This window comes from Metallococcus carri (genome assembly GCF_011440275.1).
In the GTDB taxonomy this organism is placed as follows: Bacteria; Actinomycetota; Actinomycetes; order Actinomycetales; family Dermatophilaceae; genus Metallococcus; species Metallococcus carri.
This window is the reverse complement of sequence record NZ_JAAOIV010000014.1, coordinates 1-12,395: the sequence shown is the minus strand read 5'-3', so window position 1 is coordinate 12,395 and position 12,395 is coordinate 1. Positions and strand designations below refer to the sequence as shown.

The 12,395-nt window shown below is 70.3% G+C and carries 12 protein-coding genes and 1 tRNA gene; 6 read left to right on the top strand and 7 right to left on the bottom strand.

Annotated features, from left to right (window positions below):
• Positions 1 to 2: 2 nt before the first annotated feature.
• On the top strand, positions 3 to 1,097 hold the full coding sequence (locus G9U51_RS16025) for an inositol-3-phosphate synthase (RefSeq protein ID WP_166198426.1): 1,095 nt from the start codon (positions 3 to 5) through the stop codon (positions 1,095 to 1,097).
• A 1,112-nt stretch (positions 1,098 to 2,209) separates the two neighbouring features.
• A complete protein-coding gene (locus G9U51_RS16020; protein ID WP_166198424.1) occupies positions 2,210 to 2,683 on the top strand; it encodes a hypothetical protein in 474 nt (157 codons plus the stop codon).
• A 70-nt stretch (positions 2,684 to 2,753) separates the two neighbouring features.
• Here the strand turns inward: G9U51_RS16020 and G9U51_RS16015 are convergent, their stop codons facing one another.
• Positions 2,754 to 3,566: an SUR7/PalI family protein gene (locus G9U51_RS16015; protein ID WP_166198422.1), complete on the bottom strand. Its 813-nt coding sequence runs from the start codon at positions 3,564 to 3,566 to the stop codon at positions 2,754 to 2,756.
• A 64-nt stretch (positions 3,567 to 3,630) separates the two neighbouring features.
• Complete coding sequence (locus G9U51_RS16010; RefSeq protein ID WP_166198420.1) at positions 3,631 to 4,230, bottom strand: hypothetical protein; 600 nt, start codon at positions 4,228 to 4,230, stop codon at positions 3,631 to 3,633.
• Between the two features lie 52 nt (positions 4,231 to 4,282).
• Between G9U51_RS16010 and G9U51_RS16005 the strand changes: the two genes are divergently transcribed.
• Positions 4,283 to 5,203 (top strand): alpha/beta hydrolase, encoded by a 921-nt coding sequence (locus G9U51_RS16005; protein WP_166198418.1) that lies wholly within the window; start codon positions 4,283 to 4,285, stop codon positions 5,201 to 5,203.
• Between the two features lie 10 nt (positions 5,204 to 5,213).
• Here the strand turns inward: G9U51_RS16005 and G9U51_RS16000 are convergent, their stop codons facing one another.
• Complete coding sequence (locus tag G9U51_RS16000; RefSeq protein ID WP_166198416.1) at positions 5,214 to 5,657, bottom strand: hypothetical protein; 444 nt, start codon at positions 5,655 to 5,657, stop codon at positions 5,214 to 5,216.
• Positions 5,658 to 5,785: 128 nt separating this feature from the next.
• Between G9U51_RS16000 and G9U51_RS15995 the strand changes: the two genes are divergently transcribed.
• Complete coding sequence (locus G9U51_RS15995) at positions 5,786 to 6,433, top strand: helix-turn-helix transcriptional regulator (protein WP_166198414.1); 648 nt, start codon at positions 5,786 to 5,788, stop codon at positions 6,431 to 6,433.
• 60 nt (positions 6,434 to 6,493) lie between these two features.
• Here the strand turns inward: G9U51_RS15995 and G9U51_RS15990 are convergent, their stop codons facing one another.
• The 4 genes from G9U51_RS15990 to G9U51_RS15975 all read right to left on the bottom strand — a co-directional run bounded on the left by G9U51_RS15990 (position 6,494) and on the right by G9U51_RS15975 (position 10,268).
• Complete coding sequence (locus G9U51_RS15990) at positions 6,494 to 7,012, bottom strand: DoxX family protein (RefSeq protein ID WP_166198411.1); 519 nt, start codon at positions 7,010 to 7,012, stop codon at positions 6,494 to 6,496.
• Between the two features lie 70 nt (positions 7,013 to 7,082).
• Positions 7,083 to 8,864 carry a selenocysteine-specific translation elongation factor gene (gene selB, locus G9U51_RS15985; protein WP_166198409.1) on the bottom strand — a complete coding sequence of 594 codons (1,782 nt, stop codon included), beginning with the start codon at positions 8,862 to 8,864 and terminating at the stop codon, positions 7,083 to 7,085.
• Positions 8,864 to 10,144: an L-seryl-tRNA(Sec) selenium transferase gene (gene selA / locus G9U51_RS15980; protein WP_166198407.1), complete on the bottom strand. Its 1,281-nt coding sequence runs from the start codon at positions 10,142 to 10,144 to the stop codon at positions 8,864 to 8,866. The genes selB and selA overlap by 1 nt, the downstream gene beginning before the upstream one ends.
• A gap of 28 nt (positions 10,145 to 10,172) precedes the next feature.
• Positions 10,173 to 10,268, bottom strand: a tRNA-Sec gene (locus G9U51_RS15975).
• A 32-nt stretch (positions 10,269 to 10,300) separates the two neighbouring features.
• Here G9U51_RS15975 and selD point away from each other — a divergent pair.
• Both selD and G9U51_RS15965 read left to right on the top strand, forming a co-directional pair.
• Positions 10,301 to 11,275 carry a selenide, water dikinase SelD gene (gene selD / locus G9U51_RS15970; RefSeq protein WP_166198405.1) on the top strand — a complete coding sequence of 325 codons (975 nt, stop codon included), beginning with the start codon at positions 10,301 to 10,303 and terminating at the stop codon, positions 11,273 to 11,275.
• A gap of 262 nt (positions 11,276 to 11,537) precedes the next feature.
• Entirely contained in the window at positions 11,538 to 12,137 is a 600-nt protein-coding gene (locus tag G9U51_RS15965) for an HAD-IA family hydrolase (RefSeq protein ID WP_166198403.1), read from the top strand.
• The last annotated feature ends 258 nt before the right edge of the window (positions 12,138 to 12,395 follow it).

The following is a 12,395-nucleotide window of genomic DNA, read 5'->3' as shown; positions in this document are numbered from 1 at the left end:
CCATGGGATCCATCCGCGTCGCCATCGTCGGCGTCGGCAACTGCGCCAGCTCGCTGGTGCAGGGCGTCGAGTACTACAAGGACGCAGACCCGTCCGGCTCCGTGCCGGGCCTGATGCACGTGAAGTTCGGCGACTACCACGTCAATGACGTCGAGTTCGTTGCGGCCTTCGACGTCGACGACAAGAAGGTCGGCAAGGACCTGGCCGAGGCGATCAACTCCTCGGAGAACAACACCATCAAGATCTGCGATGTGCCGACCTCGGGCGTCGAGGTGCAGCGCGGCCACACCCTCGACGGGCTCGGCAAGTACTACAAGCTCACCATCGAGGAGTCGGCCAAGGACCCGGTCGACGTCGTCCAGGCGCTCAAGGACGCCAAGGTCGACGTGCTCGTGTCCTACCTGCCGGTGGGTTCGGAGGAGGCCGACAAGTTCTACGCGCAGTGCGCGATCGACGCGGGCGTCGCCTTCGTCAACGCGCTGCCGGTCTTCATCGCGAGCGACCCGGAGTGGGCCAAGAAGTTCGAGGACGCCGGCGTGCCGATCATCGGTGACGACATCAAGTCCCAGGTCGGCGCGACCATCACCCACCGGGTGATGGCCAAGCTGTTCGAGGACCGCGGTGTCGTGCTGGACCGCACCTACCAGCTCAACGTCGGCGGCAACATGGACTTCAAGAACATGCTCGAGCGCGAGCGCCTGGAGTCCAAGAAGGTCTCCAAGACCCAGGCCGTCACCTCCAACCTCAACGGCCCGCTGGCCGGCGTCGGCGCCGACGACCGCAATGTGCACATCGGCCCGTCGGACTATGTCGCCTGGCTGGACGACCGCAAGTGGGCCTATGTCCGCCTGGAGGGTCGCGCCTTCGGTGACGTGCCGCTGAACCTGGAGTACAAGCTGGAGGTCTGGGACTCCCCTAACTCCGCCGGCATCATCATCGACGCGATCCGCGCCGCGAAGATTGCCAAGGACCGCGGCATCGGTGGCCCGCTGCTGTCGGCGTCGTCCTACCTGATGAAGTCCCCGCCGGAGCAGCGCGCCGACGAGATCGGCCGCGCCCGCCTGGAGGCCTTCATCACCGGCGACGAACCGCGCTGAGGCTTGGCACCGATTCGCTCCGCCGAAGGCGCGCCACGACCGGTTTGGTCGTGGTGCGCCTTCGTCATTGCGCCGCGGCTCCTTGCGTGCCGGTGCCGCTGACGCTGCGCTATGAAGTCGCCAGGTGTCAGGCGCTGCGGCCGTTGAGGTGCCGGTACCGCTGACGGTATGACGCGCCACCGCCGAGCGTCAGGCGCTCCGGCCCCATTGAGTGCCGGTACCGCTGACGGTATGACGCGCCACCGCCGAGCGTCAGGCGCTCCGGCCGTTGAGGTGCCGGTGCCGCTGACGCTGCGCTATGAAGTCGCCAAGCGTCAGGCGCTGCGGCCCATTGAGCGCCGGTACCGCTGACGGTATGACGCGCCACCGCCAAGCGTCAGGCGCTCCGGCCCATTGAGCGCCGCTACCGCTGACGGTATGACGCGCCACCGCCAAGCGTCAGGCGCTGCGGCCCATTGAGCGCCGGTACCGCTGACGGTATGACGCGCCACCGCCAAGCGTCAGGCGCTCCGGCCCATTGAGCGCCGCTACCGCTGACGGTATGACGCGCCACCGCCCAAGCGTCAGGCGCTCCGGCCCATTGAGTGCCGGTACCGCTGACGATGCATCAGCACACGGACGCTGGCGGGGCTCTGGCCCACGGTCCGCGCGTGATGCACCCAGGAGTGCGCTGCGACGCGGACACTGGCAAGGCCCCGGCCCAGCGTCCGCGCGTGACGCGCCCAAAGTGCGCCGAGACACGGACGCTGACAGCGACACCGCATACGGTCCGCGGGTGGCGCGTGCCGACAGTGGTGGGCCAGGGGGCAGTCGGTGGTCTCAACCCAAAATGGTGACCTGACCGGGAGGTAGAGCTCCCGCCGCGGCCACCAGCTGCCGATGGCGCATCCAACTTCCGGTCCGCCCACCAACGCCTACAACCGAGGGCCTCGCAGCCGGCGAAAGGACCCGCTCGGGCGGCGACAAGGACCCGCTCGGGCGGCGACAAGTGCCCGCTCGGCGGAGGAGTTCCTACCCCCACCTTTCGTGACGGAACCGTGATATAGGCCACACCGTCGAAGGCTTTATCGGTGGCACAGAGGCAAGCCACCGCAACCAGGAGGGGAAGCTCCATGAAGCGCAAGACCAAGATCACGACCGCGGCCGTCGCCGCAGGAACGATCGGGCTGACCGGCGTCGGACTGATCAACGCCAGCAGCTCCGAGGCGACGCCGAACTCGGTCGTTCGCAGTGTGTGTGGCTCGAACTATTACGTTGTCCGGGACGGCGTGCGAGCCCTGAAGACGCCGGGTGGCAGCGTGTGGGGGCACGTCTACCTCGGCTACAACCGCAGCAGTGGCTACAACTGTGTGGTGACCACGAAGTCGGCATACCGCGGCATCTCGACTCCGACGCTCGCCCGGATCGCCGTGGTCGGCATGGGCGGCAAGGGCTACCGCGAGAGCTGGGGCAACTTCAAGAACTACGCCTATGTGAAGGCCTACGGCCGCAACCGGTGCGTCGCCTACTGGGGCGATGTGAGCAAGACCTGGGCCGGCAAGCCGCACGCCAGCGGTGGCCGCTGGGCCTGGGGCAACTGCGGCTGACCAGCACAACGCCAGCGCCCTATCACCGACAGCCGGTGATAGGGCGCTCGCGTATGCCGGGTCGGGCCCGCTACAGCTTCAGGTCGGTCGGACGCTCACCGAACTTCTGGGTGAGGAAGCGGTGGCCGGCGATCATCTGCTCACCACCGAGCTCGGTCGCGCGGGCCCGCACATCCTCAACGCCGCGATGCAACAGATCGAGCTGCTCCAGCAGCAGGTCACGGCCGGTGCGGCCGTCGAGCAGGGGCGCCTGGTCGGCATTCTCCGGCGGCAACTGCAAATAGGACTGCAGCGCAGCGGGAGCGAAGTCGCCACGGATCTGCTCGACCTCGAAGGCGAGCGATCCGGTGCCCACGCCGCGCTCGCGCAGGTAGGCGAGGGTGGCTTGGCAGCGCTGATCCAGGGCCGCCGCCACCTTGCGCGCGTCCGCGGGCACGCGAGGATGCCGAGCGAGCATCTCCAATGGCCCGGGGCGCACCGGAATCGGCGGCGCCATCGGACGCGGACGGGACTGGAAGGCGGCTTGCTTGGCCTGTTGGCGGGCGAGCGACCGCGGCCGTGGCGTGCGCCCCACCAGGGTGGCGATGGTGAGCGCCGCAGCCGGCACCAGCACCCAGACCGCGCCGAGCACAGCCATCAACGCCATACCGAGGGCGGCCCGGATCGCGCGCCGGTCACGGTCGAGCACGCCGCTGGCGGCGCCACGACTGACGAAGGACGCCAGGCACAACGCGGCGGCCGGGTGCACCACCCAGCCGGCACCGAGGACAGTCAGCACCACCAGGCCGACCCCCAGGGTCGCGATCCGGCGGTCATCCTTGGTCCAGATCACACCGGCGAACATCGCCAGCACGATCAGCGCGATCGGGTGGACCATCCACATGGTGACTCCTTGCGTCGTACCTCCACGGTACTTCCCCTCGACCCGCAAACGCCTCGGAGCTTTGTCACGGTTCCGGGCGGTCGACGACGGTGCGCAGACTGACCACGCTGGGCTTGGCCGGTGACGAGGCGAACCCGAACGCTGGGGGCGGCGTGACGGGCGCAAGCTCGCCGAGCGGCATACCGCGCCAGGTGCCGGCCATCGCGCGCACAGGGACGTGGTCGGTGGCGCAGTAGTACTCGCGCCGGCCGGACCCGGCGCTGCCGGCGGTCCGCACGCCGGGCAGCATCGCCGAGGCGATCGGGTCGACGAGCTCGGCGAGCAGCGGACTGTGCGCGATCGATCGCGGGATGGCGCGCAGGAACGACCCGAGCAGGCCGCGTTCGCCGAGCGCGACGTCGAGGCACAGGGAGTGCGAGCGCACGCTGAAGAAGGGGTCGACCTCGATGTCCTCCACGACGATCTCGTCGAAGGTGTAGGTGCTCGAGACGTAGTCGGCCACGGTCTTGGTGGGGGCGAGCAGCACGCGCCGCCCGAAGGTGTCGGCGATCATCGCGTCCGCGAACCGGCCGAACGGCGACTGGTCCCACGAACCCACCACGACCCGCACTCCGCTGGTCGACCCGATCCCCATGATCCGGCCGAAGAAGCTGTCACGGAGCATGGGGTCAGCGTAGGGTCGCGACCACCCTTTGGAGCGCGAAGGAGCCCCCTCGATGCAGGCCGACAGCCTCACCTTGAATGCCGCCGACGGCACCCCCCTGCACGTCTACCGCTGGCTGCCCGACGGCGAGCCGGTCGCCGTGGTCCAGATCGCCCACGGCATGGCCGAGCACGCCGGTCGCTATGCCCGGTTCGCGCAGGCCCTCACCGATGCGGGCTATGCGGTGTATGCCGAAGACCACCGCGGCCACGGCCGCACCGCGGCGCCGGACGAGGTCGGCTATTTCGCCGATCGCGATGGTTTCGATCTCGTCGTGGGCGACCTCGGGACCGTCGACGCCAAGGCTCGCCAGGAGCACCCGGGCCTGCCGGTCTTCCTCTTCGGCCACAGCATGGGGTCGTTCTTGTCCCGCGCCTATCTGCAGCGCCCGCACCAACCGTTGGCCGGTGTTGTGCTGTCCGGCACCGGCGGCGACCCGGGCCTGCTCGGCCGGGTGGGCGGCGTGATCGCCATCGTGCAGGGCAAGGTGCGCGGCCGCCGGCACCGCTCGGGCCTGATGAACACCCTCACCTTCGGGCAGTACAACGCGGGCTTCAAGCCCAACCGCACCGACTTCGACTGGCTCAGCCGCGACCCGGCCGAGGTCGACAAGTACATCGCCGACCCGGACGCCGGGCAGGTCTTCACCGCCGGCTTCTATAGCGATCTGCTCGGTGGGTTGGCCGACATCCACCGGGACGGCAAGGTCGCGCGCACGCCGCAGGACCTGCCGATCCTGCTGATGTCGGGCGACCAGGACCCCGTGGGCGCCAACGGCAAGGGTGTGGGCCAGGTGGCCGAGCAGCTACGCCGCGCCGGGGTGCGCGAGGTGTCGGTGACCCTCTATCCGGGCGGGCGGCACGAGATGCTCAACGAGACCAACCGCGACGAGGTCACCGCCGACGTGATCGCCTGGCTCGACGCCCACCGCTGAACGCGACTCGTCAGGGCTGGTAGACCATCAGCGCGACGACGGCGATGAACAGCAGCGCCACCACGCCACCGGCTGCCGCGACCCGGCCGGTGAGCGCGGAGGGTGAGGCACCCTTGCCGATCATCACCGTCGCCTTGTCCAGGCACGGCACGATCACCGCGATCACGATGGCGACGGCCACGACCCACAGCGCCAGCGAGGCCAGGACCCACAGGTCGCTCATCGACGCCACGGGCTTGCCGGTGTAGGGGCTCTTGGCCGACACCAGCCCGAAGCCGAAGACCACGGCCAGCAAGGACACCAGGGAGTAGAGCTTCGCCGAACGCGATGCCGCCTTGGTCTCGAAGGCGTCGCCGCGCCGCAGCCCGCGCGCCGCGGTGGTGGCGAAGTGGACGAGCGGACCGATCGAGAAGATCACCGCGACCAGGTGCAGCGTGAGCAGGAGCTTGTACATGGTCACCGAGCCTACGTGGCGGCATACCTGGGGCTTCGTCGGCCGGCAGTCCACCCTTTCGGGTTGCTCTCCGCCGCGTCACGAGCGCAGGAGGGCGTTTCGCCCGAAGGGACGTATACGTTGGGGGTATGCCGACACCCGCAGTGCGCCTCGCCGTCGTGAACGACTATGAGCTGGTCGTTCGCGGCCTGCACGAGATGCTGCGGCCGTATGCCGGCCGCGTGCGGGTCGTCGAACTCGACGCCGACCACGAGGTCGACCAGCCGGTGGATGTCGCGCTCTACGACTCGTTCGCGATGGACACCCGGCAGGCGGGCGAACTGTCGACCATGATGGACAACCCGAATATCGCTGCGCTTGCGGTGTATTCGTGGAATCTGGTGCCTGCCTATATCGACGACGCGCTCACCCGCGGCGTGCGCGGTGTGCTGTCGAAGGCGCTCGGCGCTGCCGAACTCGTCGATGCGATCGAGCGCATCCACGCCGGCCAGATCGTGCGGTCCGGCGCGGGCGAGACCGAGCCACAACACGGTGACTGGCCGGGCAAGGACCTCGGCCTGACCGCGCGCGAGGCCGAGGTCATCGCGCTGATCACCCAGGGCCTGTCCAACCAGCAGATCGCAGCAAGGCTCTACCTGTCGATCAACTCGGTGAAGTCCTATATCCGCACGGCTTACCGCACGATGGGCGTGAGTTCACGCAGTCAGGCGGTCCTGTGGGGCGTGCAGCACGGCTTCATCCAAGGTCCGCGACGCATCGTCGTCGCCGCCGAATAGGACACCGCACACCGCCGGCCCGGGGCGCATCCGCGACGGATGCCCCGGGCCGGGTCGCGTTCAGGGGGTCGGGACGTGCGACTGCGCCTGAGCCAGCGCGAGCCGCGCGCGCAGCTTGCCAGTGCCGGCGGCGCGCTCCACGCTGTCCTTGGCCATGCCGGCGCGGTAGGCCAGCCCGGGCTTGCCTGCGGTGTCCACCGAGGCGAGCAGCAACCCGCCGAGCAGGCCGAGGTTGGTGACGAAGCCGGTCTGCTGCTGCCGCTTCTTCACCACATCAGTCTCGTTCCAGAACGAGTGGCCGGCGACCGTGGTCGGCACGAGCAGACCGGACAGCAGCAACGAGGACAACCGCGGGAAACGGCCGGTCGCGAGCATCGCACCGCCGACGATCATCGCCGCACCATTGGCCTTCACCAACAGGTCGGGGTCCTTGGTCGGCAGCTTGGCCGCGGGGGCGATCTTGTCGGTGACGGGCTGGGCCACGCCGGCGAGCTTGTCGCTGTTGCGCAGCTGGCTGACGCCGCCAACCACGAACGGGGCAGCAAGCAGGGGGCGGGCGATCAGTCGGACCAGAGACATGGCAGACCTTTCGTCGAGAGTGGGTTTTCGTCCACCTCAACCTATCCGGGACCGGCCGCCGGTTGGTCCCTCAGCGCACCACGACCCGGTGAGTGGGGTCCACGCGCCGGGTCCAGCGCCGCTCGTCGAGATGCTCCAGCAGAGGTATGGCGACCCGCCGGCTGGTCTGCCAGGCCGCCTTGGCCTGGCTGGCGGTGAACGGTCCGTCGAGTGCGGCCAGCGCCCGCATGGCGCGCGCGGGGGCGTCGGGCAGCAGCACGATCCCGCCGGGCAGGCGCAGCAGCAGCCCGCGCCGCTCGGCGGTGGCGAGCGCCCGTGCGTCGAGGCCCAGCTCGGCCAGTTCGTCCGCCTCAGGTGCGTCAAAAGGCTTGTCCCGCAAGCGTTCTCGTATGACGTTCACGGCCGCCTCGTGCGCCCCGAGCCCGGTGCGGTGGTCGGCTGACCGGATCCGCCCATCCACCAGGGTCAACCCAGCGTGGGCCGCCAGCGCGGGGACCAGCTGCTCGGGGGCGTGGAGGGCGTGAGCGGCACGGGCGGGGCTGAGGCCGTCGCTGAGCGGGTCGGTGGCATCCTGTGCGACGAGTTCCTGCAGTCGCGCTGCCCAGTCGCGGGTGCGCTCGGGGGCGATGACCCAGCCGTGCACGCGGGCCGCGTGGTTGTCGTCGAGGGTGGTGGGCAGGGTGTCGAGGCCCGTGGCGCCCTCCCGGCGGAGTCGCTCGAGCGGCGCCGCGCCGTGGTCGGCCACGATCTCGCCGACGCTGGTGCCGCGCCCCTGCAGATCGCGCGCGCGCCGCCGGGCCGCTCCCCGGCGGCTCAGCTCGGGCGGATCGATGGCGAGAACCGTTGCGCCGCAATGGATTCGGCCCGCCGACGGGTCGCGCAGAATCACCCGGTCACCGAGCCGTAACGGCACAGGGGTGTCGAGCCGCAGCCGGGCGTGATCGTCGTCGAGGGGACGCACCCGCACCGGCACGGCGGCCGTGCCGACGTGCAGGGTGATCTCGGGAGCCGCGTCGCTCCACGCACGTCCGCCGGTCCGGCATACGTCGATGACGGTGGCGAGCAGGTGCGAATCGGGGGTCAGGGCGGCGGTGCCGCGCGGCACATCGTCGACGCTGACCCCGCGCAGCCCGAGCGCGACGCGCGAGACGGGAGCGGCACGGTCGGTGGCCGCACCGAGCACTTGCACCGAGCGCACCGTGGCCTCGCGGCCGTCGATGTCGAGCCGGTCGCCGAGGCCGATCTCGCCCGCGGCGAGTGTGCCGGTCACGACGGTGCCCGCACCGGCGATCGTGAACGATCGGTCGATCCAGAAGCGCACCGGCCCCTCGGTCGAGGGCGTCGGCATCCGCGCGACCAGGTCGTCGAGGCTGGTGCGCAGGGTGTCCAGACCCTGCCCGGTGCGGGTCGAGGTGACCACGACCGGCGGCCGGCCGAGTGATGTCGGGGCGAAGGCTGCCTCGATGTCGGCGCGGACCTGGGCGATGCGTTCGTCGGTCGCCAGGTCGGCGCGGGTGATGGCGACCAACCCGTCGCTGAGGCCGAGGGCGTCGATCGCCTCGAGGTGTTCGCTCGACTGGGCCTGCCAGCCCTGGTCGGCTGCAACGACGAAGACGACGGCAGGGGCCGGGCCGAGGCCGGCAAGCATGTTGCCGATGAACCGGCGATGGCCGGGCACGTCGACGAAGGCGAGCGGCTGCCCGCTCGGCAACCTCATCCCGGCATAGCCGAGGTCGATGGTGAGGCCGCGTCGGTGCTCCTCCTCGAGCCGGTCTGGGTCAGTGCCGGTGAGCGCCCGCACGAGCGCGCTCTTGCCGTGGTCGACGTGGCCGGCGGTAGCGACGACGCGCATCAGCCGAGTGCGGCGCGCAGCGCGTCAAGCAGGGCGTCGTCGTCGGGCTCGGGCACGCACCGCAGATCGACCAGGCAGCGTCCATCGGCAACGCGCGCCACCACCGGCGGAGTGCCCAGACGCAATCGTTCGGCGACAGCGGCAGGCAGGGCAATCGCCATACCGGACAAGGGGATTCCCGGAGCGCCGCCGCCGCCGACCCGGCCGTCGACCTCGACAACGTCGGTGCCGAGCGCCTCGGCGATCCGCCGGGTCCGGTGGGCCACGTCGTTGGCCGTTGCGCGGATGGCGCGCAGCACCGGCGGGGTCGGGCCGGCCACCGTCGCCTCGAGCGCGGCGAGGGTGAGCTTGTCGACGCGCAGGGCGCGGGCCAGCGGGTGCCGGCGCAGGCGCTCGACGATCGCCGCGTCACCGAGGACGATCCCGGCCTGGGGACCGCCAAGCAGCTTGTCGCCGCTCGCGGTCACGATGCTGGCGCCCTCACGCAGCCAGGTGCGCGCGTCCGGTTCGGCGGGGAGGGTGGGCTCGGGTGCCAGCAACCCGCTGCCGATGTCAGCGACGACTGGCGCACCGAGCGTGCTCAGCTCGTCGACACCGACCCCGCTGGTGAATCCGGTCATGGCGAAATTGCTCGGGTGGGCCTTGAGGATGCAGCCGGTGTCGGGGCCGACCGCTTCGGCGTAATCGCGCAGGTGGGTGCGGTTGGTGGTGCCGACCTCGCGCAGCCGGGCACCGGTGGAGGCGATCAGCTCGGGCAGCCGGAAGCCGTCACCGATCTCGATGAGTTCGCCACGGCTGACCACGACCTCCTTGCCCTGGGCGAGCGCAGTCGTGGCCAGCACCAGGGCGGCCGCGCCGTTGTTGACCACGAGCGCGGAGCCGGCTTCGGGCACCCGCTCGAGCAGCGCGTCCAGAGCGGCCGCACCTCGCCGCGCGCGAGCACCCGTCGCCAGGTCGAACTCGACATCGGTATAACCGGCCGCTGCCGCAACCGCCTCGACGGCGGCCTCGGACAGCGGTGCCCGGCCCAGGTTGGTGTGCACCACCACGCCCGTCGCATTGATGACCCGACGCAGACTGGACGGCGCGGCCGGCATACGGGAAAGGGCTTGTCCCGCAACGTCTTCCGGCGCAATCTCGCCGCTGCGAGCGGCCTCCTGGGCGGTGGTGATCGCGGCCCGGACGCGGTCGCGACCGTGCCGTTCGGCGGCAGCCGCGAACCGCGGGTCGGCGAGGAGGGTGTCGGTGCGCGGGATCCTGCGGCGTGGGTCGTCGGACACCGGGCACCTCCTTCACAGGCGGAACATATGGCGGAGGCGGACGGGAATCGAACCCGCCAGGCCGAGATACTCGGCCTCACCGGTTTTGAAGACCGGGGGGCCCACCAGGAACCCTGACGCCTCCACCGCACAAACTACCTGCCTACAGTCGTGGCCATGGACGCGCTCCGACTCACCCAGTACGCCCACGGCGGCGGTTGTGCCTGCAAGATTCCCCCGGGCGAGCTCGAAGATGCGGTGCGCGATCTCACCGGGCAGTCGGTCGGCGAGGTGCTCGTCGGGCTGGACGATGGTGACGATGCCGCGGCCGTGCGGGTCGGGTCGCTGGCGGTGCTGTCGACGGCGGACTTCTTCACGCCCGTCGTGGACGATCCCTACGACTTCGGGCGGATTGCGGCGGCCAACGCGCTGTCGGACATCTACGCGATGGGCGGGCGGCCGGTCGTGGCGCTCAACCTGGTCGGCTGGCCGCGTGACGTGCTGCCGATGTCGGTGCTGACCGAGGTGTTGCGCGGCGGTCTGGCGATCGGCACCGAAGCCGGATGCCCCGTCCTCGGCGGCCACTCGATCGACGACCCCGAGCCGAAATTCGGTATGGCGGTCACCGGCGTCGCCGACCCGGATGCGTTGCTGCGCAACGATGCTGCCGTTCCCGGTATGCCGATCTCCCTCACCAAACCGCTCGGCGTAGGCGTGCTCAACAACCGGCACAAGTCGACCGGCGAGGTCTTCCCGCAGGCGATCGCGTCGATGACGACCCTGAACGCGGACGCTGCGTCCGCCGCCGTGGCCGCTGGGGTCCGGGCCGCGACCGATGTGACCGGTTTCGGGTTGCTCGGGCATCTGTGGAAGATGTGCCGGGCCTCAGGTGTGGGTGCGGTCATCGATGCCTCGGCGGTGCCCTATCTGGAGGGCGCGCGCTCCTCACTGGCCGAGGGTTTCGTCTCCGGCGGGACGCGGCGCAACCTGGAATGGGTTGCGCCCCATGTGGATTCGAGCCTCGGCGAGGACGAGCTGCTGTTGCTCGCCGACGCGCAGACCTCGGGCGGGTTGCTCGTCGTCGGTGAGGTGCCGGGCGCTCCGGTGATCGGGGAGACGGTGGCGGGAGCACCCGGCATACGGGTGAAATAGGGCGGCTCAGGCACTGCTGACGGGCGCGGCGCCTGGCCCCTCGACGAGCGGTCGGCCACGACTCTGGTTGGCTGCTGTCCATGACCGGTGCTCTGGCGGGAGGCCTCCAGCTCGGGAATCGGTGTACCGGTGACGCGGCACCCCAGGCACACAGATCGCCCACGTGGGCGTTTTGCGCCAGTCACGATGGACCCCAGGCACACCGATCGCCCACGTGGGCGTTTTGCGCCGGTCGATGCGCCTACCTCGATGGCGAGCACGAATGAGCAGGGTGCGAGCGCTGCTGTGGGACGCCGACGGCGTGCTGCAGCACAACGAACTGGACTGGCAGGAGCGGCTCGACTTCGTCGGCGGCGAGGGATTCGCCGAGGTGCTCTTCGTCGCCGAACTCCCCGCGCTGCGCGGTGAGACGAGCCTCCGCGCGGCCCTGCAGCAGGCCGTCGACGGCTGGGACGGCCCGACTCCGAGCGTCGAGGAGCTGCTCACGCTGTGGGAGCGGACGGTCGTGGACGCCGACGCGATGAGGATTGTCGACGACACCCGGGCGCGGGGCATCCTCACCTGCCTGGCCACCAACCAGCAGGACCACCGGGTCGCGTGGATGACCGAACGGCTCGGCTATCTCGAGCATTTCGACCGGACCTATTGGTCCTCGCGGATGGGCGTCATCAAGCCGGAGGAGGAGTTCTTCCGGTTCATCCTCGACGACCTTGGCATCGACGCGAGCGAGGTCGGTTTCATCGACGACCTGCCGGTCAATGTCGCGGCCGCGCAGGCCGTCGGCATCCGGGCGATCTGCCATGATCCGGCCAGCGGTGCGGCGGTCCTGCGCCGCGAGGTCGCCGAACTTTTCGCCGACTGACGCTGCCGGCGGGCCGGAACGCCGGGGTTTCGACGCGCTCCTCCGCTTCGCTCCCCCCACTTGCGCAACCAACGACGGAGGCGGAAGCGCCCGGTCGCCGTGGTTTCGACGCGGGCCTCGCAGGCTCGGCCCTTGCTCAACCAGCTGTAAGTGTGTGGGTGGCTGGCCTGGGGCTGGCTGGCAGGGTAGGTGTTGGCTCTCGCGTGGTCTGTCTCATCAACCAGCTGACCCGGCCCGTGTGGTCGGTGTCTTTGCCTC

Excerpts from the sequence above, each read along its gene's own strand:
- selD (WP_166198405.1), top strand. The coding sequence starts at position 10,301 with ATGGACGCGCTCCGACTCACCCAGTACGCCCACGGCGGCGGTTGTGCC.
- G9U51_RS16020 (WP_166198424.1), top strand. The coding sequence starts at position 2,210 with ATGAAGCGCAAGACCAAGATCACGACCGCGGCCGTCGCCGCAGGAACG.
- G9U51_RS16015 (WP_166198422.1), bottom strand. The coding sequence starts at position 3,566 with ATGTGGATGGTCCACCCGATCGCGCTGATCGTGCTGGCGATGTTCGCC.
- G9U51_RS15990 (WP_166198411.1), bottom strand. The coding sequence starts at position 7,012 with ATGTCTCTGGTCCGACTGATCGCCCGCCCCCTGCTTGCTGCCCCGTTC.
- G9U51_RS15965 (WP_166198403.1), top strand. The coding sequence starts at position 11,538 with ATGAGCAGGGTGCGAGCGCTGCTGTGGGACGCCGACGGCGTGCTGCAG.
- G9U51_RS15995 (WP_166198414.1), top strand. The coding sequence starts at position 5,786 with ATGCCGACACCCGCAGTGCGCCTCGCCGTCGTGAACGACTATGAGCTG.
- G9U51_RS16000 (WP_166198416.1), bottom strand. The coding sequence starts at position 5,657 with ATGTACAAGCTCCTGCTCACGCTGCACCTGGTCGCGGTGATCTTCTCG.
- selB (WP_166198409.1), bottom strand. The coding sequence starts at position 8,864 with ATGCGCGTCGTCGCTACCGCCGGCCACGTCGACCACGGCAAGAGCGCG.
- G9U51_RS16005 (WP_166198418.1), top strand. The coding sequence starts at position 4,283 with ATGCAGGCCGACAGCCTCACCTTGAATGCCGCCGACGGCACCCCCCTG.
- G9U51_RS16025 (WP_166198426.1), top strand. The coding sequence starts at position 3 with ATGGGATCCATCCGCGTCGCCATCGTCGGCGTCGGCAACTGCGCCAGC.
- G9U51_RS16010 (WP_166198420.1), bottom strand. The coding sequence starts at position 4,230 with ATGCTCCGTGACAGCTTCTTCGGCCGGATCATGGGGATCGGGTCGACC.